The organism is Kitasatospora sp. Root107 (genome assembly GCF_001424875.1).
GTDB lineage: Bacteria > Actinomycetota > Actinomycetes > Streptomycetales > Streptomycetaceae > Kitasatospora.
Genome location: NZ_LMCT01000038.1, coordinates 23,932 through 46,378, shown reverse-complemented (window position 1 = coordinate 46,378; position 22,447 = coordinate 23,932). Strand labels below are relative to the sequence as shown.

General features: G+C 69.8%; 14 protein-coding genes. 3 read left to right on the top strand and 11 right to left on the bottom strand.

The genetic code is table 11. The features are described from left to right. Positions 1 to 40: 40 nt before the first annotated feature. From ASC99_RS27335 to ASC99_RS27300, 8 genes are all read right to left on the bottom strand, one after another. Positions 41 to 874 carry a class II fructose-bisphosphate aldolase gene (locus ASC99_RS27335; protein WP_057236936.1) on the bottom strand — a complete coding sequence of 278 codons (834 nt, stop codon included), beginning with the start codon at positions 872 to 874 and terminating at the stop codon, positions 41 to 43. Next, positions 862 to 1,812, bottom strand: a complete 951-nt coding sequence (locus tag ASC99_RS27330) for a 1-phosphofructokinase family hexose kinase (RefSeq protein ID WP_057236935.1) — start codon at positions 1,810 to 1,812, stop codon at positions 862 to 864. The genes ASC99_RS27335 and ASC99_RS27330 overlap by 13 nt, the downstream gene beginning before the upstream one ends. Then, the gene (locus ASC99_RS27325; RefSeq protein WP_057236933.1) at positions 1,809 to 2,774 is read right to left on the bottom strand and encodes an ROK family protein; all 966 of its coding nucleotides are present in this window, start codon (positions 2,772 to 2,774) and stop codon (positions 1,809 to 1,811) included. The genes ASC99_RS27330 and ASC99_RS27325 overlap by 4 nt, the downstream gene beginning before the upstream one ends. A 32-nt stretch (positions 2,775 to 2,806) precedes the next feature. After that, positions 2,807 to 3,673: an SIS domain-containing protein gene (locus ASC99_RS27320; protein WP_057236931.1), complete on the bottom strand. Its 867-nt coding sequence runs from the start codon at positions 3,671 to 3,673 to the stop codon at positions 2,807 to 2,809. 106 nt (positions 3,674 to 3,779) lie between these two features. Next, entirely contained in the window at positions 3,780 to 4,577 is a 798-nt protein-coding gene (locus ASC99_RS27315) for a DeoR/GlpR family DNA-binding transcription regulator (protein WP_057236930.1), read from the bottom strand. 81 nt (positions 4,578 to 4,658) lie between these two features. Next, positions 4,659 to 5,108, bottom strand: coding sequence for an ATP-binding protein (locus tag ASC99_RS27310; RefSeq protein ID WP_057236928.1), 450 nt, complete (start codon positions 5,106 to 5,108; stop codon positions 4,659 to 4,661). A gap of 374 nt (positions 5,109 to 5,482) precedes the next feature. Then, on the bottom strand, positions 5,483 to 7,378 hold the full coding sequence (locus ASC99_RS27305; protein ID WP_057236926.1) for a glycoside hydrolase family 27 protein: 1,896 nt from the start codon (positions 7,376 to 7,378) through the stop codon (positions 5,483 to 5,485). Positions 7,379 to 7,755: 377 nt separating this feature from the next. Then, a complete protein-coding gene (locus ASC99_RS27300) occupies positions 7,756 to 8,889 on the bottom strand; it encodes a substrate-binding domain-containing protein (RefSeq protein ID WP_057236924.1) in 1,134 nt (377 codons plus the stop codon). Positions 8,890 to 9,660: 771 nt separating this feature from the next. Here ASC99_RS27300 and ASC99_RS27295 point away from each other — a divergent pair. Together ASC99_RS27295 and ASC99_RS27290 are read left to right on the top strand one after the other, a co-directional pair. Further along, complete coding sequence (locus ASC99_RS27295; RefSeq protein ID WP_057236922.1) at positions 9,661 to 11,832, top strand: M4 family metallopeptidase; 2,172 nt, start codon at positions 9,661 to 9,663, stop codon at positions 11,830 to 11,832. Positions 11,833 to 11,964: 132 nt separating this feature from the next. Further along, entirely contained in the window at positions 11,965 to 13,803 is a 1,839-nt protein-coding gene (locus tag ASC99_RS27290) for a M1 family metallopeptidase (protein WP_057236920.1), read from the top strand. Between the two features lie 535 nt (positions 13,804 to 14,338). Here ASC99_RS27290 and ASC99_RS27285 read toward each other — a convergent pair. Next, the gene (locus ASC99_RS27285) at positions 14,339 to 15,787 is read right to left on the bottom strand and encodes a hypothetical protein (protein WP_057236918.1); all 1,449 of its coding nucleotides are present in this window, start codon (positions 15,785 to 15,787) and stop codon (positions 14,339 to 14,341) included. Positions 15,788 to 16,560: 773 nt separating this feature from the next. Between ASC99_RS27285 and ASC99_RS27280 the strand changes: the two genes are divergently transcribed. Further along, on the top strand, positions 16,561 to 18,516 hold the full coding sequence (locus ASC99_RS27280) for a hypothetical protein (RefSeq protein WP_162257929.1): 1,956 nt from the start codon (positions 16,561 to 16,563) through the stop codon (positions 18,514 to 18,516). 160 nt (positions 18,517 to 18,676) lie between these two features. On the opposite strand, the gene ASC99_RS27275 is transcribed toward ASC99_RS27280, so the two are convergent. Next, the gene (locus tag ASC99_RS27275; RefSeq protein WP_057236999.1) at positions 18,677 to 21,556 is read right to left on the bottom strand and encodes an AAA family ATPase; all 2,880 of its coding nucleotides are present in this window, start codon (positions 21,554 to 21,556) and stop codon (positions 18,677 to 18,679) included. A 162-nt stretch (positions 21,557 to 21,718) separates the two neighbouring features. After that, positions 21,719 to 22,141: an ATP-binding protein gene (locus tag ASC99_RS27270; RefSeq protein ID WP_057236915.1), complete on the bottom strand. Its 423-nt coding sequence runs from the start codon at positions 22,139 to 22,141 to the stop codon at positions 21,719 to 21,721. Between the last annotated feature and the right edge of the window lie 306 nt (positions 22,142 to 22,447).

Sequence of the window (22,447 nt, the reverse complement as noted above, 5' to 3'; positions counted from 1 at the left end):
GGCCATTCCCCTCGGGGTAGCCGACCGGTCCGGGCCGCCGTCAGGCGCGCAGGACACCGAGAAGGCGGGCCACTTCGTCGGCAACGGCGGCCCGGCCGGCCCCCAGATAGCGCCGGGTGTCGACCAGGTGGTCGTCGGACGCGAGCTGTGCGCGGACCGCCGCGGTGAAGGCCTTGTTCAGGTGGGTCGCGATGTTCACCTTGGTCATGCCGCGTTCGACGGCTGCCCGCAGGTGTTCGTCGGCCACCCCCGAGGAACCGTGCAGCACAAGCGGGACCGGGACGGCCTCGGCGAGGGCGGCGATCAGGTCGAGGTCGAGGACCGCGTCGCGGGTCAGCATGGCGTGCGAGGTGCCGACGGCCACGGCGAGCGAGTCCACGCCGGTGCTCTCGACGAAGGCGGCGGCCTCGGCCGGGTCGGTACGGGCACCGGGGGCGTGGACGCCGTCCTTGCCGCCCACCTCGCCGAGTTCGGCCTCGACCCAGATGCCCTCGGCGTGGCAGCGGGCGACGACCTCGGAGGTGGCGCACACGTTGTCCGCGTAGGCGAGCGCGGAGGCGTCGAACATGACCGAGGTGAAGCCCAGCTCCACGCTCTCGCGGATCAGCTCGGGCGAGGTCGCGTGGTCGAGGTGGACGGCGACCGGTACCCATGCGGCCCGGGCGACTGCCAGGGTGGCCGCGCCGATCGACTCCAGGCCGCCGTGGTAGCGGACGGCGTTCTCGCTGATCTGGAGGATCACCGGTGCCTTGGCGCGTTCGGCGCCCGCGACGATGGCCTGGGCGTGCTCCAGTTGGATGACGTTGAACGCGCCGACTCCGCGACCGGCGAGCAGCGCGGGGGCGACTATCTCGCCCGTGCCTACGAGGGCCATGACTCTCCTTGGGGAATGGTGGGGTCGAGCGGTCGCACCTGGATCAGGGGCAGCATCCGGTGGTAGGCGGCGTGGTCGAAGCTTCCGGCGAGCGGGGCGAGCACGGTCGCCGCGGACAGGGCGACTGCTTGGCCGAGGCGTTCGGGCCACGGGGTGTCGTCGACCAGGCCGGCGGTCAGAGCCGCGACGGCGGAGTCGCCCGCACCGGTCGGGTTCCCGTGGACCTTCCCGGGCGGACGGGCCTGCCAGCTGCCTTCGGGGGTGGTGGCGAGCAGGCCGTCCGGGCCGAGTGAGGCCACCACGGCGAGGGCGCCACGGGCGAGCAGTGTGTGAGCCCCGGCTCGCGGGTCGGTGGTGCCGGTGGCGGTCGCGAGTTCGTGGGCGTTGGGTTTGACCAGGGCCGGACCCGCCGGGAGCCCACCGCGCAGCGCGGCGCCGTCGGCGTCCAGGACCGCGGGCACCCGGCGGGCCTTCGCGAGGCTGACGAGGAGGCCGTACGCGTCGTGCGGCAGACCGGTCGGCAGGCTGCCGGAGAGCACCACGGCCGCCGCGCCGCCGAGCAGTCGCTCGTAGCGGACCAGGAAGCGTGCCCACTCCTCGGGGGTGACGACAGGGCCGGGTTCCAGGTAGATGGTGGTGTCGCCGTCCCGGTCCTCGGCGACGGCGACGGTGCGGCGGGTGTGACCGTCGATGGTCATCAGTTCGTCGCGCAGACCGGAGGCCGCGAGATCGGCCCGGACCGTCGCGCCTGTCACGCCGCCGGCCAGGCCGGTGACCACGCTCTCGTGGCCGATCGCGTGGAGGATCCTGGCGACGTTGATGCCCTTGCCGCCGGCGCGTTCGGCGACCTCGCGCACGCGGTTGCTGCCGTGGCGGTGGACCCGGTGGAGGCGGTAGGTGACGTCGACGGCGGTGTTGAGGGTGACGGTGAGGATCATCGGCGGCCGCCCTGGGCGAGGCTCAAGCTGTATTGGACGCTGCTGTGCGGGAGGCTCCGGCTGTCCAGGAGGTCCTGGGCGAGGAGGGCGGCGCCGCGGCAGCCGGCTTCGTGGCCGAGCTCGGCGGGAACGAGCTCGGGCGGGCGCTGGAAGGACAGCCGCGCGGCCAGCGCGGCTCTGAGCGGGGTGAGCAGGGCCTCGCCCGCCTTGGCCAGGCCGCCGCCGATGACGATGCGTTCGGGATTGATGAGGGTGACGGTGGCGGTCAGCCCGTCCGCCAGGGCCTCGACGGCTTCTCCCCAGATCCTGGTGGCTGCCGCCTCACCCGCAGCGGCGCGGTGCCCGACCTCCTTGGCGGTGACCTCGCGCTCTCCGGTTGCCCGGGTGTAGCGGCGGGCGATGGCGGAGGCCGAGGCGACGGTCTCCAGACAGCCGTGGCCGCCGCACCTGCACGGCTCACCCCCGGGGCGTACCACCAGGTGGCCGAGTTCTCCGGCGGCGCCATGGGCACCGGTCAGGGGGCGGCCGTCGGCCACGACGGCGGCGGCGATTCCGGTGCCCACGGGGACGAAGAGGAAGTCGGCGCAGCCCCGGCCGGCGCCGAGGCGGGCTTCGGCGAGCCCGCCGGTACGGACGTCGTGGCCGAAGGCGACCGGAAGATCCAGGTGCTCGGCGAGCCACTGCGGCAGCGGGACGTCCCGCCAACCGAGATTGGCCGCGTACACAGCCAGACCTGATGTCTCGTCAACAATGCCGGGTACCACGATTCCGGCCGCCGCCGGTGGCCGGTCGGCGCGCTCGGCGAGCGCTACCAGTTCGTCGGCGCAGCCGAGGATCCGGTCGATCAGCGCGTTGGGCCCGTGCCCGGCGCGGGTGAGCCAGCGCTCGGTGTGCAGGACGGTACCGTCCCCGCCGAGCAGGCCGCCCTTGATCTGGGTACCGCCGACGTCGAGTGCGATCACGCATCCGTCGGCCGGTCTCGTGACCGGGCCGCTCACGGCCGGGCCAGGATGATCGAGCGGGTGAGGTTGCGTGGCTGATCGGGGTCGAGTCCACGGCTCTCGGCCAGTTCCACCGCGAGCCGTTGGGCCCGGACCAGGTCGGCGAGCGGGTCCAGCGGAGAGACCGAGACGGCGGCGCCGGTCTCGCGCACCTGGTCGACCAGGCTGGCGGGCGGTTCGCCGAAGAACCACACCACACTGCCGGGGCCGCTGACGCTGATCGGCCCGTGCCGGTACTCCATGGCCGGGTACGACTCGGTCCACGATCCGGACGCCTCGCGTAGCTTGAGTGCCGCCTCATGGGCGATGCCGGTGCTCCAGCCGTTGCCGAGGAAGGTGAACTGCTCTGCTTCGATGGCGCGTTCGGGCAGTGGCAGGGCCTGCATCGCCTGCTCGGGCAGGTCCGCCGGGACGAGGCCGAGATGTCCACGCAGCAGCGCCAGGCAGGTGGTGGCGAAGCGGGTCTGGACCACCGACTTCTCGTCGGCGAACGAGAGGTCGACGATGCTGCGGGCGGCGGTGGTGATCGGCGTGGCGAGATCGCCGGTGATCGCGGTCGTCGGTGTGCCGGGCACCTGCGCAAGTGCGGTCAGCACCTCCGTCGTGGTGCCGGAGCGGCTGATCGCCAGCACCCGGTCGTAGCGACGCGCGGCGGGGAAGTCGGAGGCCGCGAAGGCGTCGGTCTCACCCAGACCGTGCGACTCGCGCAGCGAAGCGTAGGCCTGCGCGATGTAGAGGGAGGTGCCGCAGCCGATGACGGCCACGCGCTCGCCCCTCTCGGGCAGGGCCTTCGGGCTCAGTCCCAGCGCTCGGCGCCAGGTCTCCGGTTGGCTCGCGATCTCGTCGGACACATGGCTCATTGGGTGCCTCCTGCACATTTCCCGGATTGCTGTGCTCAAATGTGCGTACAAAGTAGCTCAAGCAAGCAAGAATGCGCAGGCCGTCTCACGATCAGAACGGTCTGGTTCACCGGCCAGCTGACGCGCGCAGCACGTCGAGGCCTCCGGCGGTGAGGTGATCGACCATGCCGTCGGGGGCGTCCCGGTCTGTGACCAGCAGCGATATCCGGCCGACCGGACAGACCTCGGCGGCGGCCCGGCGGCCGAGCGTGGCGGCCTCGGCGACCACGATCACCCGTTCGGCCCGTTCGGCCATGGCCCGGCTGGTGGCGGCCCTGCTCTCGTCGTGAGCCTCCGCACCGAAGCGCCCGTCCACCGCGTCCACGCCGAGGATCGCGAAGTCCAGCGCGACCTCCCGGAGCATCGCGACGGCGAGGGGCCCGGTGAGTTCACCGTGGCCGGGCCCGGCCACGCCTCCCGTCACGGCGATCCTCACGTGGGAACGGGCCGACAGTTCTTGGGCGATGTGGACAGCGTTCGTCACCACCGTCAGCGCGATACGGCCGCTCCTGGCGGAGAGGCCGCTGCGGATCGCGAGTTCACGGGCCACCTCCCTGGTGGCGGCACCGCCGTTGAGGCCCACGACTGATCCTGGCGGCACCAGTTCGGCCACGGCTCTGGCGATGCGGCGGTGCCGGACGGCCGCGCTCACGGATCCGAACCGCAGTGCAAGGTCGGACCCGGCGCCGGCCGTCAGGGCACCGCCGCGCGTGCGAACCAGCAGCCCCTGCTGTGCGAGCTGCTGCAGGTCCCGGCGAACCGTGGCGATCGAGACGCCGAGTCGTTCGGTGGCCTCGGCCGCCTGGAGGCGTCCGTGGTCGCGAAGGATCGCGAGCAGCCAGGTCTGTCGATCGCACGCAAGCATGGTTACCCCTCGTGTCACCCGTACTTCCCGGCGGCCGTCGCACTCCCCGTCGATGAGATCCGCGCATGGTCTCCGGCGGTTTCAACCGAGAATCGCGATCTCCGCCGTGACCTGGGTGCCACTCTCGGTCGACAGGATCCTGCAGCTGGTGGTGAAGGCGTCCACGAGGTCGAGACCTCGGCCGCCGCACTGCATCTCGTCGGTCGGGCGCGGATGCGGAGGGCGCCACCGTCCGGAGTCCTGGACGCGTATCGACAGCCGGCCGCCACCGGCGGCGAGAATGAGCACGATGTCGGCGCTGCCGCTGTGCCGCACCGCGTTGGCGGCAAGCTCCGTCACGATGAGCGCGACGGCGTCGTCGAGCCCTTCCGGAACTTGCCATTCCTGGATGACCCGACGCGCGAACCGTCGCAGCACGGGCACGGACGCCGCCTCGGCGGACAGTACGCAGCCGGCCGTCATAGTCCGTCGTGTCGGGTGGAACCGGGGGGCAGTGCGGGCGGGGCAGGTGGTCTTCTCGGCGCTGATCATGTGAAGCTCCTTCACGCCCCGGCGGTTGACCAGCCGGGCTGCGGAAAGCGAAGACGAGCTGGAGTCCGCGCTGACCTCGCAGCGTCGCTTCACGCTCGGTCGGACTCACAGGAGGGCCGCGGCGGTGCCGGAGGGTACGGATTCCTCGGTGGCGGGCCGGTAGGCGAACGAGTGCAGGATCCAGGCGGAGAGCCCGAGCCCACCGGAACCGGTAGGCATGACCCCACATTAGGTAGACCATCTGATCTCGTCAATACCAAATGGCCTATTCAGATCGAATGATCACATGGGTGGGTGATTCGATCTGCGATCAAAGACAGGCGGGGGCGGCCCGTCACAGTGGACGGGCCGCCCCGGTCTGGGCCTCGGACCTGTCAGCTCGCGTTCACGGAGAAGATGTGCAGCGCCGGCTTGTCGGGAAGGGTGAAGGACTTGATGGTCTTGCCCGCCGTGACACTCACCGGGCAGTAGGAGACGACGTAGTTGGTGGTGGGCTGGTCCGGGCCGGTGGGGCTGTTGCGGCCGGTGGTGGTGACGGCGGTGGAGCAGCCGAACGCGGTCGGGTTCGAGGTGACCCAGTTGGGGAAGCCGAGGGTGGTGGTGCTGCTGGTCCCGTCGGTGTAGTTGACCGTCAGCGTGCCGGAGGTGTCGCCGCCGCTGGAGGAGCCGAGGAAGGCGAGCTTCGTGCCGACCACGTGGTTGATGGTCTGCCCCTTGGCGACGATGTTGTCGAGCTCGCCCGAGCCCACGCCGGGCCACTGGAAGGCGCTGCCGCCGACGCTGAGGACCTCGCCGCGGTCGACGCCGGCCGCGGCGAGTCTGTCGGAGGAGTAGCTGTCGCAGGCGTTGTCGAAGCAGCCGGCGGTGGCCGAGTCGCCGTCGCTGATCGCGGTGGCGTTGCGGGCCTTGGTCCAGCCGGTGAAGGTGGTGCCCGGCGTGATCCGGTAGACGACGGCGCTGCCGGCGGGAACGGACGCGGAGATGGTTCCGGTGCTGGTGCTGGTGGCCTTCGTCCACAGGTTCTTGAGCGTCAGGGCGGTGGCGGAGGTGCCGACTGCGGAGCCGGTGGTGCTGATGGTCCTGGCGGTGGTGGTGTTCTTGTTCAGCAGGGTGACGGCGAAGTCGCCGTTGGCCAGCGGCTTGGCGTAGACGTCGGCGTCGGTGCTGGTGGAGATGCGCCGGCCCTGCACGCCGAGGCGGTCCTGGTTGATCGCGATGACGTCGGTGTTGCCGGCGTCGGCCACGATGTTCGCGGTGAACGCAGCGGTGCCCTTGAGCTTGATGTTCAGCGGGGAGTTGACCATCGCCCACATGCTGAACTGGGCCTGCTCCTGCGCCCTGGTCATGGTGCCCTTGCCGAAGCTGAGCTGGTCCAGGTCGTTGAAGTGGCCGGCCTTCGCGAACTGGCGGGCGCCCTCACCCTGCTCGAGCTGGCTGAGGCTGGCGGTCCAGGTGCCACCGGTGTCCACACCGGCGCGCCAGGCCTGCGCGCTGGTGGCCATTCCGGCCACGACCTTCTTGTAGGCATCGGTGCCGGTGGCGTCGCTGTGCCAGTTGAAGTAGGCCGGCGCGGAGGCGTTGAGCACCATCCTGGTGCCGTACTTGGTGTTCGCCGCCTTGATCCCGTCGGCGAACTCGCGGTAGGCGGCGACCGCGATGTCGGCGTCGTGGTCGGTGGTCAGCGGCCAGCCGTTCGAGGTGTTGTCGTAGTTGTAGCAGTAGTCCGACTTGATGTAGTTGACGCCCAGGCTCGCGAAGTAGTCCGCGTCCTGCGCGAAGTGTCCGTAGCTGCCGGCGCCGCCGTCGCAGGTCAGGGTGCCGGCGTCGTTGTAGATGCCGAACTTGAGGCCCTTGCCGTGCACGTACTCGATGAGCGACTTGATGCCGTTCGGGTACTTGCTGGGGGAGGCGATGAAGTTGCCGTCGAGGTCGCGGCCCTTCTGGGAGGAGGGCACGATCTGAGTGCCGTCCCAGTCCTGGCCGTTGGCCTTGATCATCCAGTCGTCGTCGATGGCGACGACGTTCCAGCCCTTGGCAGCCAGGCCGGTCGACACCAGCGCGTCCGCGTCCTGCTTGACCAGGATCTCGTTGGTCTCCCGCCACGAACCGGGACGGATCACCATCGGCGGGGTGGCCTGGAGGGTGTGGTCCGCGATGTTGTCGGGCGCGGACACGGCGACTGCCGGTGTCGTGTTCACCACGGTCAGGACGGTCGACGCGGCGACCATCACCCCCATGGCGAGTGCGGCGATGCGCTTGGTGGGAGGCATGTGGTTCTCCTGGTCGAGCGGGGGAAGCGCGGGGCTCGGCGATCGCCGAGACGGGGCCTGACGCGGAAGGGTGGGGGTCGGCCCGGCGCGATGACTGGTGTGATGTGCGCCGCAGTATCACTACCGCGCCAGATGAGGGTCAAGAAAGTCCTCACCGAATCCTTCGCTCCTACCGGCGCGTTGCTGCGGCCCTTCCCCCGGGTTGCGGATCGGGCGACGTTGCCGCAGGACGGGCGCGGCGCGGGCGGGTGGCTCTGCCGCCCCGCCGGTCAACTCAGCTGCCATTACGTCTCGTTGGGCACCTGCCCCGGCGGGCCGGAGCGCGGCCGGTCGGCCGGGGCTGCGGGCGGGCGCCCGCAGTGCACGCACGGGTGGAGCTAGAGCACCGGCGGTGTGTCGGTGTCGGCCGATCCGCCTCGGCCGCCGCAGGAGGCACGGACCACAAGGCGCGGGCGCAGCCGGATCTGGTGCACGGGGAAGGCCTCGCCGAACCGCAGGCGCTGCAGCAGCACGCGGGCGGCGAGCTGGCCGATCTGGAACTTGGGCGGTGAGACGGAGGTCAGCGGGACCGGCGCGGTCTCGCCGAGCTCGTTGTCGTAGGCCACCAGTGCCAGGTCGCCGGGCACCGACAGGCCGGCCCTGGCCGTCGCGCCGAGGAAGGTGAGCGCCTCCAGCTCGCCGAAGCACAGGACGGCGGTGGCCTTGGCCGCGCGGACCGCGCGGAGCGCCTCGTCGGCCCGTTCCGATGTCCAGGCCGCCAGGCGGTCCTCCTGCCGTGGCACTGCGGGCAGGCCGAACGCGGTGCGCGCCCACTCGTAGCCGGAGACGATCGCACCGGCGGTGGGGCCGTCGGTGCGCAACAGCAGGCCGATCCGGCTGTGACCGAGATCGTGCAGGTGGCGTACCGCCTCGTAGGCGCCGGCTTCGTGGTTGGTGCAGACGTATTCCATCGTGTCTGCGGGCCCCGCGGCGGCCAGTCTCCGTTCGACCAGGACGACCGGGACCGGCAGGCGGCGCAGTTCCTCACCGCGTGCGATGGGATCGGCCAGCTCGTGCAGGGACGGGACCAGCAGCAGGCCGGACACTCCGCCGGTGATCAGCTCCTCGATGGCCGCATTCTCCGTGTGCAGGTCGTAGTCCGAGCAGGCCAGGACGGTGCGGGCCCGTGCGGCGCCCAGGGTCGCCTCGATGCCGCGTACCACCCGGGGGAAGTACAGCGTCGTGGTCGGCACGACGACGCCGACGACGATCTGCCGCTGGGGTGAGGGCGGCACCCGGGTGGTGACGAATGTGCCCGCGCCCTGCCGGCGCTCCACCAGCCCGGCTCCCACCAGTTCGTCGTAGGCCCGGCGAACCGTGGAGATCGACATCCCGGACTCGGCGGCCAGCGACTCGTCGGTGGGCAGTTTGCTGCCGACGGGCCAGGTGCCGTCGGTGATGTTGCGGCGAAGGTCCGCGGCGAGCGCCCGGAACTTCAGCTCCCGCGAACTGATCGGCCCCTCACCACTCATGCACTACCTCGATGGTTGTCGCGCCACTCGGTGACCGCCCGGCCGGACGGCCGAACTCTATTCAACCCTCGCATCCGTCGTCACCAGGTGGAAGGCGTGGTGGCCGGCGATCCGCCGGCAAGACCGACCAGGTCCGTACTGTCCAATGCTCGCGTATGCGCCGCACTCGCTCACCGGAACGCCGAGGTGTGCGCAACGGTGACCGGGACCCAGGCCGGATGGTCGAAGGCGGAGGCTTGCGCGGGTACAGGTGGCGTGGCAATTCACCACCTCTCGTCGGAAGACCCTGGCACACCTTCTCCTCGTCACCTGCGGACAGAATTTGTGCTCGTGGCAGCTCGATCTGCGGACTTCGGGCTTAATTTCGCAGCCGGTCAGCAGAGGAATCCATAAGGATTGCCAAAACGGCTGCAGAACCGAAGCTTCGGGGCATCCCACCCGGAAGCACAGACGCCCTTGCCTGCGTGCTCAGGAGGGTCCAGGTTCATCAGCAGAGTGTCGAAACCAGCCCGCGAACTCCTTGTCAATACCGAGGGAGGGAGTCCCAGGACAGCATTCCGAATGGTTCGCCCAGCCCACAATCCTCTCCATGTGATGTGCGTCACATGTCTATCATGTCGCCTTGCCGGCTCGGGATATAAAATCCCAGGTCACGCTGATGAACTAAACACCCGGCCAGGACACAGGAACCAAGAGCACCGCCCTCGCTGGTTTCCCAGTCCCCGCTTATGCATTGACGCGCGCATGAATACACCGCCACGCTGCGGCGTCATGAAGCGCACCTTTCTTCTCGGCTCGCTGGCTCTTTCGGTCGCCGGCCTCGCGATAGCCGGCGGCGTCACCGCGTCCGCCGTACCCGCCGTCCCCCCGCAGCCCAAGGTCTCCACGAGCCAGGCCGCCCAAGATGCCGCCGCCCAGGTTGCCGCCCACCCCCAGGCGGTCAGGGCCAGTCCCCACGACACCTTCACGCCCCGCCGTTCCCTGGTGGACGCCGACAACGCTCGGCACGTCCACTTCGACCGGACCTACCAGGGCCTGCCGGTCCTGGGCGGTGACGTGATCGTCCACTCCGCCCCCGACGGCCGGCTCGACACCACCACCCTCAACCTCCAGGCCCCGCTCAGCCTCTCGGTGACCCCCTCAGTCACCGACCAGCAGGCGATCGCCACCGCCATCGAACTCTTCAAGGGCACCAGGAAGACCACCACCGCCACACTGAAGGTCGACGCCCTCGGGACCGACCCCAAGCTGGTCTGGGAGGTCGTCGTCAACGGCACCGCCGACGATCAGTCGCCGAGCCACCTGCACGTCCTGGTGGATGCCAGAACCGGTGCCACCGGCCAGAGTTGGGACGCCTACTCGGCCTTCCTACCCGAGAACGTGCACGCCCGCGGAACCGCCACCGGCAACACCACGGCAACCGCGGTCGCCTCCTCCGGCACCGGCACCGGCAACGGCTACCAGACCGGCAAGGTCACCCTCTCCACCACCGGCTCCGGCACCACCTACACCCTCGTCGACCCCGACCGCGGCAACGGCGAGACCCGCGACGCCCAGAACAAGACCGCCACCAATGACACCCCGTCAGCCGGCTGGGGCATCGCCTTCGCCGACGCCGACAACGTCTGGGGCAACGGCGCCCTCACCGACCGCGCCACCGTCGCCGTCGACGCCCACTACGGAATCCAGGCCACCTGGGACTTCTACAAGAACGTGCTGGGCCGCAACGGCATCAAGAACAACGGAGCCGGCGCCCGCTCCTTCGTCCACTACGGCACCAACTACGGCAACGCCGGCTGGGACGACGACAGTTTCTCGATGATCTACGGCGACGGGGACGTGGGCTCCAAGCCGTTCACCGAGATCGACGTGGCCGGCCACGAGATGAGCCACGGCGTCACAGCCGCCACCGCCGGACTGGTCTACTACGGCGACGCCGGCGGCCTGAACGAGGCCACCAGCGACATCATGGGCACGATGGTGGAGTTCAACGCCAACAACGCGGCGGACGCCCCCGACTACCTCATCGGCGAGAAGATCGACATCAACGGCAACGGCACCCCGCTGCGTTGGATGGACAAGCCGAGCAAGGACGGCAAGTCGGTCGACTGCTGGTCCGCCGGCACCAAGAACCTGAACCCGCACTACTCGTCGGGCGTGGGCAACCACCTCTTCTACCTGCTCGCGGTCGGCTCCGGCCAATCCCAGTGGGGCAACAGCCCGACCTGTGACGGCACGGCCGTCGTCGGCATCGGCAACGACAAGTCCGCCAAGATCTGGTACCGCGCGCTGTCGACCTACATGGTCTCCGCCACCGACTACCCGGGTGCCCGCACTGCCACCGTCAAGGCCGCCAGGGACCTGTACGGCGCCGGCAGCACCGAGTGCGCCACGGTCGAGAAAGCCTGGAGCGCGGTGAACGTCGCCCCGACCGCCACGACCTGCGGCGGCGCTGCCCCGACCCCCAGCCCCACCCCGACCCCGGGCGGCAACCTGCTGCTCAACCCCGGCTTCGAGTCCGGCACCGCCCCCTGGAGCGCGTCCTCCGGCGTCATCACCAGCGACACCAACGCCTCCCCGCGCACCGGCTCCTACTACGCCTGGCTGAACGGCTACGGCTCCGCCCACACCGACACCCTCTCCCAGTCGGTGACCATCCCGGCCACCGCCTCGGCCCCCAAGCTCACCTTCTGGAACAAGATCACCACCGCTGAGACCGGCAGCACCGCCTACGACACCCTCAAGGTCCAGGTCGTCAACGGCACGACCACGACCGTCCTGACCACTTACTCCAACGCCGACGCCACCGCCGGATACGTCCAACGCACGCTCGACCTGTCGGCCTTCAAGGGCAAGACCGTCACGATCAAGTTCACCGGCACCGAGGACTCCTCCCTCCGGACCAGCTTCCTGATCGACGACACCGCGGTCACCACCGGCTGAGGCCGCCCCACCCTGATCGACGACACCGCGGTCACCACCGGCTGGCACAACGCCGACACCCGGGCCGCCCACCACGCTCCTCGCCGACCACCGGGAGCGGCACAGGGAAGCCCCCACCTCCGAGAGGACGCAATGAGAGGCACACTCCTCCCCTTCATGACCACCGCCGCGCTGATCGCCGGGGCGGGAACCACTGCGCTGGCCGCCGGCGGCACCACGCCGCTCGCGGGTTGCGCCACCACCCAGGTGGTCGCCAACGGCGGCTTCGAGTCCGGCACTTCGCCGTGGGCGGCGTCCAGCGGAGTGATCACGAGCGATGGCGGGCAGAGCCCGCACGGCGGCACCCGGTTCGCCTGGCTCAACGGTTACGGCAGCAGCCATACCGACACGCTGTCGCAGACCCTGGCCCTCCCCGCCGACTGCACCTCCGCCACCCTCACCCTCTGGCTGCATGTCGACACCACCGAGACCACCACCTCGGTCGCGTACGACAGGTTGACCGCCAAGATCGGCGGCACCACCCTGGCCACCTGGTCCAACTTGGACGCCAGAACCGGATACGTACAGAAGTCGTTCGACGTCTCGTCCTTCACCGGGCAGAGCATCGCGCTCTCCTTCAGCGGCACCGAAGACTCCAGCCGGCAGACCAGCTTCGTGCTGGACGACATCGCGCTGAACACCTCCGGCAGCACCACGCCGACACCGACGGCGGACCCGACCCGCACCCCCGGAACGCCGGCGTACACGGTCAGCCTGACGAGCGACTCAGCGGGCACGGTCTGGAACGGCCACGAAAGCGTCCGCTTCACGAACACCTCCGCGACCGCGCTGAGCGACGTCTACCTGCGGCTGTGGGACAACGCGCACGGCAGCTGCGCCTCCATGCCGATCACCGTCACCAACATCACCGGCGGAACCGCGGGGGGCCTGTCCGTCAACTGCACCGCCCTCAAGGTCACCCTGCCCGCTCCGCTGGCCCAGGGCCAGAGCAGCACCATCGGCTTCGACCTCGGCATCACCGTGCCCAACGGCGCCGACCGGTTCGGCCACGACGGTGCGTTCAACTTCGTCGGAAACGCACTACCGGTCCTCGCCGTCCGTGACGCGGCCGGCTGGCACCTCGACCCCTACACCAACAACGGAGAGTCCTTCTACAGCCTCTCCTCCGACTTCGACGTCACCCTCGACCACCCGAACACCCTGCTGGTCCCCGCCACCGGCACCTCCACCGCCACCGCCGGCTCCGCCGGACGGACCGTCACCCGGGCCACCGCGAGCAAGGTCCGCGACTTCGCCTGGGCGGCCGGTCCGTTCACGAAGACCAGTGGCACCTCGGCCGCCGGTACCCGGATCAACCTCTACTCGGTGAGCGGCATAAGCTCCGCCGACGCCGGCGCCATGCTCACCACCGCCAAGAACGCGGTCGACGCGCACGCCGCCCGCTTCGGCGCCTACCCCTACGGCGAGTTGGACGCCGTCATCGACAACAACTTCTGGTTCGGGGGCATGGAGTACCCCGGTTTCGTCCTCGACCTGGTATCCGACACCGCCCTGACCCACGAGATCGGCCACCAGTGGTTCTACGGCATCGTCGGCGACGACGAGTACACCAGCCCCTGGCTGGACGAGTCGTTCACCGACTACGCCACCGACCTCGCCCTCGGCAAGAACGGCACCGGCTGCTGGAAGAACGTCGCCTGGGCCTCCGCCGACGAGAAGATCACCAACTCGATGGCCTACTGGGACGCCCACTCCACCCGCTACTCCGCCGTCGTCTACGGCTACGGCAAGTGCGCCCTGCACGACCTGCGCCGCCTGATCGGCGACACCGCGATGGCCGACCTGCTGAAGAGCTACACCACCGCGAACTGGAACGGTATCTCCACCACTGCCAAGTTCAAGGCCGCCGCCCAGGCAGCCACCAGCACTGACCTGACCTCCTTCTGGAGCACCCACCGGATCGAAGGCTGAGCCCGGGCTGTGCCCGCCCGGAGCCGCTGGGGCTCCGGGCGGGCCCGCCTCCTGGTGAGCTCGTCGTCGGCCGTCGCTGGCCGCAGCACTGCGGGCGCTTCAGTCCGTGCCGTGAGCATCGACATCGGCTGCGTCCGCGCCCTATTGGATCGGCATCCTGGGGGCAGGCGGGGAGCACCTCGCCCGCCCCCGGTGGGCAAGCGGGTCTTCGACAAGCGGCCGCCCACGGCGAGCTGCAGCTGCGCGAGGTGTTCACCGAACTGCCGGCCGAGCACGGGGCGGGCCGCTCATCACTGGAACGTCCGGCGTCCGACAACGCGCCGGAAGTCCCGGCAGAACCTGCCGGGACTTCCGAGGGACAGCGGGCAGAGCCGGACGTGTCCCGGTTGGGGATGCGTCACTTGCCGCCCGCCCGGACGGGGCCTCCCCGGTGCCCGTACTCCCGTCCTGCACGAGGGTGACGTGGATGACGGGAGCTGTTCGAGAGCCCCGGCGTTGCATTGCGCGGTCAGGGACGCCGGCGAGGTTCACCGAGTCACTGTGTGATGACCACCGTGGCGTCGTGTGCCGGGACGGTCACGGTCACCTTGGTCGTACCGGTCACGGTCAGGTTGGTCGGCGTTCCGTTGAAACTGCCGTTGGCGTCGACAGTGCCACCGCCGACGGTGACGCTCTTCGTGCTCAGCTGGGCACCCCCCAGTTCGTAGGACTTGGCCGAGGTGGCAGTGTCCGCCAGGGTGATGGTTGTCGTGATCGGGTAGTTGCTCTTGTTGTTGACGATGACGTTGTTGCCGATCCCCCACGCGGTGACGCCGGGCGAGGCGGTGACACTGGGGTCCGCGGTGATGGCCGTCTTGTGCAGACGGCCGGTTCCCGCCAGCTTCCACAGCAGTTGGCCGTAGTAGACGCTCTGCACGCCGGCGGGGGTGACACCGTCGGCGTTGAACGAGATCGGCGTGTAGTAGAGCGTGAACTGGGACGAGACGCCGCCGTGGAAGTTCACCCCCGACCCGCCGTGCTCGGCCACGCCCTCCATGAAGTCCAGCGACCAGAGTGACGCGGCCTTCGTGTTGCTGACGTCGGCCTTTCCTCCCGTGTAGTAGGAGTTGGCCTCGGTCATGCGCCAGCCGAGGCCGATGGACTGTGCGGCGGCGTCCAGCTTGGTGTTGGTGCTGAGGGGACCCGACGGGTTGCTCATCATCATGCTGGCCGTCGTGGTCGTCGAGCTGGGGCCGCCGATGTAGTAGTGCGCGGCAAGGAAGGCCAGCGGGGTGGCCTGCTCCTTCGTGGCGAACGGAGAGGCCCAGCTCTCGGAGTAGAGACATCCCGGTCCGTCGAACTTCGCTCCCGGGACCTTCTGGAGGATCTTCGAGGTGAACGACTCGTAGACGGCCTCGTAGTCGGTCAGCGTGTTCGCGCTGGAGTACTGGTTGGGCTCGTTGCCGATCTCGAAGGCGACGAGATTGGTGCCCAGCTTCTGTGCCGCGTATTCGGCCTCACTGGCGGCGTTGTCCGCAGTGTTGGGGACGACCCCCCGGCTGATGTCGCTGTCACTGAGGAAGCGGCTCGTCCCGTTGATGCCGTAGATGACCTTCCAGCCGGTGGCCTGGAGGAAGCCGGCCAGCTTGTCGACATCGGCCGGCGCGATCTCCCCGATCACTCCGCCCGTACCGCTCGACTTCCACGTGGCGTGGTTGACCAGGTTCCCACCGATACGAAGGTAGCCGTGACCCAGCAGCTTGAACATGTTGACCAGCGCGGTGTTGGACGCGTCGAAGGTGCCGGCCGCCATCCGGTCCTTCTCGTAACTGAATCCGGTGAAGCTCTCGTCGACGTAGCCCGCCCGCAGGGGGTCCACCGTGATCGCCACCGGTACCGGCGTCGCGCCGGCTGCGGGGCCGGTGACGAGCGTCCCGCTGAGGGCGAGCACCAGAGCTGCGGCCGACGCGACGCGTGAGCACGGACGAAGGGCGTGGTGGTGCATCACTGCCTCCATGGGGAGTGGGACCTGAGGGGGAGGGGTCGCAAGCATGCTCCGGCCGGTGCCTTGTCCCCGTCCGTGGGGACGCTGGACGCGGCGACCGCAGCCCCCGTGTCGGGGGGCGATGTGCTGGCGGGCGGCCGGGATTCTTCGGGCCGGTCTTGCGAAGAGGGAACGCGCGGCGGGGGCCGGGACGGGGCCTGACGAGGCCGGAGGGTCGGGCCGACGCGATGACTGCTGTGATGTGCCCCGCAGTATCCTCAGCGCGCAAGATCGGGGTCAAGGAGATCCTTACCAAATCATTCGCTCGACCGGCATCGTCGTTCGCGCCGATTTCCCGTCGCACGCCCGATGGCCTCGTCGGTCATAAGCGCGGTGGTGCCGCGATTCAGAAGGGCACCATCCGATCAATTGATCCCATCGTGGTCATTCGATGTACAGGGCCTTGACTCTGATCTGATGTGGTCGCAAGATGGCGCGCTAAGAACCCGGCCGCCGGACGGCTGCGCCGCCCGGCTCAGCTGTCACCCAGCGGCGGGACCTCTTCCTCGAAACCGGCACTGCGAAGGATTCGCCACGCCCGCTCGAATTGTGTACCGCCCATCAAGGAGCTCCCTGTGCCTTTCCCCCAGCGCACCGCCGCGCTCTCAGCGTTGATCACGACCCCAGCCGCGCACGCCGGCACCCCCACTCGACAGCGGAGAACCACCGGGCCTCGCCGGGCCGGCCGGATGGCCGCTGTCCTGCTCGTCGTGACGACAACCCTCTCTGTCGTCGTGACGACCACGGCGCAACCCTCGGTCGCGCTGTCGCGGATCGTCCCGAGCGACACGGTCAACGTCGATCACTCGTATGCCAAGACGCCGAAGATGATCCTCCGCTCGGAATCCTGGTCCAAGACGACTGCGGCCAGCATGAAGAAGACCGCTGACGACGCCGTCTCCACCGGTCTGGCCGATCTTGGCTGGAACACCGTCTCGTTCGATGACACCTGGGCCGTACGGTCCGACTGCACTGACTGGGACACCAGCGCCACGGTCGTGCCGAACTGCACGAACGGACGCGACACCACCACCGGCAACCTCATCCCGTCGCCGACGAAGTACCCCAACGGCCTGAAGGATGTCGGCGACTACCTGCACGGCAAGGGGCTGTTCTTCGGGGTCTACACCAGCGGCGGCAAGTACATGTGCGACTCGGGTGGGCGCTCGGCCGCCGCACCCGGCAGCTACGACAACTTCGACAAGGACTTCAAGTACTTCGCGAGCGTCGGCGCCGACTACATCAAGCTCGACTACTGCGGTGAGCCGAACACGACCAACAAGTGCTGCTTCACCGTCCTCGACACCGACCTTGAGATCAACGCGGCCATCGAGTCGGCGCGCCGGGCAGCTGCCGCGATCAACGCGGTCAAGGCCGACGCCGACCCCGCCAAGCGCCGGTCGATGATGCTCAACATCTCCGCGCCCGCGTACGCGAACTGGAAGAACGACACCTACAACACGCCGCTCTACCAGCGCCTGATGAACAGCCTCGCGCCGGCCGGACACGCCTACCGCGTGGGCGGCGACGTCGGCGGGACGAGCTGGGCGGGCACCGTCGGACTCGTCGACATGGCCGAGCAACTGCGCCCCTACAGCAAGCAGGGCCACACCCTCGACCTCGACCGGCTGTACTTCGACGACTCGTCCCTGACGGCCGACAACAAGCTCGGTGGCTACGCGATGTGGGCGATGCAGAACAGCCACATGGTCGCGATGATCCGCAACTCCAACAACAGCGGTGCCATCTCGTCCACGCAGGCGGCCCTGATGAAGAAGGCCGACCTGATCGCGGTGGGACAGGACGCCTTGGCCGTTGCGGCCAGGCGGGTCGCCCAGGGCACCGGGTACGACGTCTTCGCCAAGCCGTTGAGCAACGGTGACTACGCGGTCGCGATCATGAACCGTTCGGCCACCGCGCCGGTCACGGCCGCGACCAGGGGATCGGTGATCGGGACGTCCGCGAAGGCGTTCTCGCTCACCACGATCCTGGGACCCGACGTCACGTCCATCGACGCGAACGGCAACTTCAGCGTCACCGTGCCGGCGGGCACAGTGGCCATGTACCGCCTCAAGGTCGGCGCCACCGCGACGTACACCGGCTGGAACTTCGGGACCGACGGATCCAACGCCCGCAACGCCACCGCGATCACCGACGGCGACGCCCCGACCGCAGGCACCTGGGACGCGAGCGGCCGCACCCTGTCGTCCGACCGGCTGGCCGGCAACGCCCAGCTGCCGAACGGAACGGCGCTGAGCGTCAAGGCCGGGCAGACCGTCAGCATCGGCGGCGTCGACTACACCTGGCCCAACACCACGTCCGGGAACTTCGACTCCGTCAAGCCGGTCGGCCAGACGATCGACTACCAGTACACCGGGTCGAAGGTGAACTTCCTCGGCGCCTCCGGCATCGGCGAAGCCGGCGGGACGATCCGCCTCAACTACAGCGACGGCACGTCCAGCACGTCGACGTGGGGCTTCCCCAGCTGGAGCTGCGCGAGCGCGACGACCTACCCGGCGACGGTCGCGTTCAAGGTCTTCGGGCGCAATGACACCAGTGGCCCGGCGGACGCGGGCACGGGGTACTGCCTCTACACGAGGTCGGTGCCGATCACGTCCGGCAAGTCCCTGGCGTCGATCACGCTGCCGACCGCGCCGAACGTTCGCATCTTCGCCGTCAAGGCGTCCTGACCGGCCGAGCAGGCCGCTTGTCTCCATCCCCTCCTAGCCCACTGGCACTGGGAAAGCCGTGACTTCCGGACGGGGCCGGTGTCTCGTCGTCCGTGGATCCGATTCCGAGGTCCGCGATGATCGCCGGATCGGCAAACGCCGATCCGGCGATCATCGTCCGTCAGGTCCCGGACGGTTCGTCCGGGTAGACCTCGTGGACGGCTTTCCTGGTGGTGTGCAGTTTCTTGAGGACCTGGGCGACGTGGTGTTCGACTGTGCGGGGGGAGAGGAAGAGGGTTTCGGCGATGTCCTGGTTGGTGGCTCGTTGGACGAGGAGTTCGGCGACCTGATGTTCGCGGGGTGAGAGCTGGCCGCCGTAGCCGCGGCGGCCGCGGCCGGCCGGCTGGGCGAGCCCGAGTTCGTGCTGGGTGTGTTGGCAGCGTGCGAGGTCGGCGGTGGCGCCGAGGCGGGTGTAGGTGTCGATGGCTTCGCTAAGGTGCGCTGCGGCGTCGGCGCGGTGGGAGTGCACGAGGGTTTCGGCGAGGTGTTCGGCGGCGCGGGCGGCTTCGTAGGGGCGCCCGATCTCCTGCCAGCGGCGACGGGAGTGGGCGAAGTGTTCGGCGGCGCGGTCCGGCTCGTCGGCGCGGAGCAGGATCGCGCGGGCTGAATGAAGGTTGGCCGCGCCCGCGGGCGAGTCCGCGCCGTGCAGGCCGTGTTCGGCGTCGGTGGTGAGCTGCTGGGCGTCGTGGCGGTGGCCGCTGGCCAGGGCGGCCTCGACCGCGACCGGCACCAGACTGGAGTACAGGGCCCAGGTTTCGGCCTGCTGCAGCACGGCTACAGCGGGGGCGGCGACTGCCCAGGCGTCTTCCGGCGCCTGCTGGGCGAGCCGGGTGCCGGCCATCCCGGCGGCGGCCCGGAGTTCCCGGTTGACCTGCATGTCCCTTCTGCCTTGGTCGGCAGCTTCCTTGAACAGTTCGAGGGCCTGGGCATACCTGCCCCTGACGTGGGCCAGCTCCGCATGGAGCATGGTCTGCTCGGCATCGGCCAGAGAGATGTCCGGGTACTCGGCGGTGAGCGCGGCGAACCGTTCCTCGATCCCCTCCCAGCGGCCGGCCAGGAAGTCCAGCCGCAGCAGGTCGACCCGGCTGTAGCAGTCGAGGACCGGGGTGCCCACGCGGGGGGCCAGCTCCCGGCTCTCGGTGATCAGGGCTCTGGCTCGGCGGTCGTGGCCGAGACCGATGGCGCCATCGCCGCAGTTGAACAGCGCACGGACGGTCTGGCGCAGTACTTCCGCGACGTCCGACCGGCGCGGCAGCTGGTCCAGCTGGTCCCAGACGCTGGGGTCTCCGGCGTCGGCTAGGAGGGTGAGGCGGGTGGCCTGCACGGTTGCCCGGATGGCTTCGTCCGGGCTTTCCCGGACAGCTTGCTCGGCGCGGTCCAGCCAGGCCAGTGCCTGTTCGAAGCCGCCGATCCGCTCGTCCTGCGCCAAGGCGGTCATTGCCCTGGCCGCGCGTTCGGGCCGAGTGGTCAGTTCCTGGACGGCTGTTTCGAGTTCGCGGACGCCCGAGCGGTCGCCGGCGTGGTTGACCATGAGCAGGCCCAGGCCCAGGCGGACCTCGCCGCGGCTGGCTTCCGGGAGTTGGGGGTCGGCGAGGATTCGGCGCAGCGCGGCGGCGCTGGCCGTGTAGTCCACGCCGTTGACGACGATCCGGGCCAGGGTGAGGGCTGCTCGTGAGCGCAGGTCGGTGTCGGTTCGGGGTTGTTCGAGGATCTGGTGGAGCAGGGCAGCGGCGGTGCCGGTGTCGCCCAGGGTGGTGGCCTGGTCAGCGGCTTCCTCGGCGCGGCGGTACCAGGTTTCGCGGTCGCCGGCGGCGAGGGTGTGGTGGGCGATCTGCACGAGGGGGGCGGGTTGACGGGTCCGCAGTTGTTCGATGGCCCGGTGGTGGAGGCGGGTGCGTTGCGGTCCGGGGATGTGCTGGTAGGCGACCTGCTGGGCGAGGACGTGGCGGAAGACGTAGTGGCCTTCGTCGCTCTCGCGCAGGATCGAGGCGCGCAGGGCGTCGGTGAGGCCCTCGGCGCCGAGCGCGGGTTCCAGGGCGGCAACCTTGGTGAGAAGTTCTTCGGTGGCGGGGACGGCGAGGACGGCGGCGCTGTCGGTGATCGCCGCGCCGGCCTCGGTCAGGGCTCTGAGGCGTTCGGTGACGGCTTCGCGTAGTCCGTGCGGGACCTCGGCGCGGCCGAGTTGGGCGGTGGCGTCGCGGTAGCCGTGCAGTCTCGAGTGCTCGAGGAGGGTGATGAGGTCCTCTTCGGCGGTGAGAGGCAGGCCTTCGCTGCGGCGGTGCAGGACTGCGGTGAGGGCGGGTGTGGCGTGGCCGCCGAGTGCGGCGCGGGCGAGGTCGGTCACCTCGTGCTCGGTCATCGGGGTGAGGCGGATCGTGGTGCCGTTGGTGCCGGGCGGGCGGCGGTAGGCGGCGCCGAGGACGGGGGTCTGGGAGGGCAGGTCCTCGGGGCGGTAGGTGAGGACGAGGCTGAGGTGTTCGGGCAGGTCGCGGGCGAGCAGCAGGAGCAGGCCGCGGGTGGCCTCGTCGGCCCAGTGGAGGTCCTCCACCACGAGGACGGCGGGTCCGATGACCGTGAGGACGGATCGCACCGCCTGGACGATCTGGTAGCGCTGGGCGGCGTCGTCCTCGGGCCTGGGGGGTGAGGGCGGGAGGCGGTGCGCCAGGTCGGGCAGGAGCGGGGCGAGTGCGCCCGCGGTCGGGGGGATGCCCGTGGCCGGCAGCCACCGGCCCGCCGTGCGCAGCGCGTCCACCACCGGGCCGAACGGAAAGGGTTCGCGCAATGGATGGCAGAAACCCGTCAGCACCCGCCGTTCGTCGCCGGCCAGGGCCGAGAGGGCCTCACTGACCAGGCGGGACTTGCCGATACCGGCCTCACCCTCGATGAGGATCACAGCCGGCGGACGCCGGATCGCGGCCAGCAGCAGGTGGAGCTCACGCTCACGGCCGACAAACGCGAAGCCCCCGCCGAACGTCACCGCACCGGAGTCGACAACCGCCACCACACGATCACCCTCTTCACCCTCCACCACGCTAGAACGCGCGTTGGGTGCGGGCAAACGCGACCATCGGCGGTGGGGCCGCTCGTCGGCGCTTGGTTTCCGGGCCGTGCCTGTCCGGGCGAGCCGGGTCACGGGCCTGCGGTGCGCGCTGGCGGTGACAGGTCACATGGCGAACCGGGCGATGACCTGGGTGCCTGCGGCGGTGGTGAGCCGCGTCCACGCGGTCGTGTAAGCGCCGACCAGTTGCAGCCCCCGGCCGCACAGCGCGTCGGCGTCCTCCTCGACGACGCGGCGGGTGGTGCGCTTCTTCCACCGGCCCGCGTCCCGGATCTCGGCGGTGACACCGTCGCGGTCTCGGGCGAGCAGCAGCGTGACCTGCGGGCTCCCACTGTGCAGAACCACGTTGGTGACCAGCTCGGTGACCACCAGGCAGAGCGCCTCCTGGACGTCTGCCGGCAGCAGCCAGCGCGTGGCGGTGTGCCTTGCGAAACGCCGTAGGGTGGCCACGGACTCCGGAACGGCGGACGTGGTGCGCAGCGCGGGGGCTTGCTCGGCTGCGGGGCGGGCATTCTCGGTGCTGATCATTTCGGGGCTCCTGCCCGTGCTCTTCAGTGCCTGGTACTGCCAACCGTGGCGCGCGGCCGTGCCCGCGACAATGAGGGGCCGGGCAATTGCGGGTACGCAGAGAAGTTGGGGAGCGCCGGTCGGCCGTCCCCGGGACTACGAGCTGCCCGGCGCCCGCCCGGCCGCCGACGAGCGCCTGTCCGGCTGCACCGCCGATCCTCGGCGCAGATGACAACCCACAGGACATGACACTTCGTCACCACCGACCACTGGACGGGACGTCACAGGACATGACACTTCGTCACCACCGACCACTGGACGGGACGT

Excerpts from the sequence above, each read along its gene's own strand:
- ASC99_RS27315 (WP_057236930.1), bottom strand. The coding sequence starts at position 4,577 with ATGCTTGCGTGCGATCGACAGACCTGGCTGCTCGCGATCCTTCGCGAC.
- ASC99_RS27290 (WP_057236920.1), top strand. The coding sequence starts at position 11,965 with ATGAGAGGCACACTCCTCCCCTTCATGACCACCGCCGCGCTGATCGCC.
- ASC99_RS27270 (WP_057236915.1), bottom strand. The coding sequence starts at position 22,141 with ATGATCAGCACCGAGAATGCCCGCCCCGCAGCCGAGCAAGCCCCCGCG.
- ASC99_RS27320 (WP_057236931.1), bottom strand. The coding sequence starts at position 3,673 with ATGAGCCATGTGTCCGACGAGATCGCGAGCCAACCGGAGACCTGGCGC.
- ASC99_RS27295 (WP_057236922.1), top strand. The coding sequence starts at position 9,661 with ATGAAGCGCACCTTTCTTCTCGGCTCGCTGGCTCTTTCGGTCGCCGGC.
- ASC99_RS27330 (WP_057236935.1), bottom strand. The coding sequence starts at position 1,812 with ATGATCCTCACCGTCACCCTCAACACCGCCGTCGACGTCACCTACCGC.
- ASC99_RS27335 (WP_057236936.1), bottom strand. The coding sequence starts at position 874 with ATGGCCCTCGTAGGCACGGGCGAGATAGTCGCCCCCGCGCTGCTCGCC.
- ASC99_RS27285 (WP_057236918.1), bottom strand. The coding sequence starts at position 15,787 with ATGCACCACCACGCCCTTCGTCCGTGCTCACGCGTCGCGTCGGCCGCA.
- ASC99_RS27300 (WP_057236924.1), bottom strand. The coding sequence starts at position 8,889 with ATGAGTGGTGAGGGGCCGATCAGTTCGCGGGAGCTGAAGTTCCGGGCG.
- ASC99_RS27305 (WP_057236926.1), bottom strand. The coding sequence starts at position 7,378 with ATGCCTCCCACCAAGCGCATCGCCGCACTCGCCATGGGGGTGATGGTC.
- ASC99_RS27310 (WP_057236928.1), bottom strand. The coding sequence starts at position 5,108 with ATGATCAGCGCCGAGAAGACCACCTGCCCCGCCCGCACTGCCCCCCGG.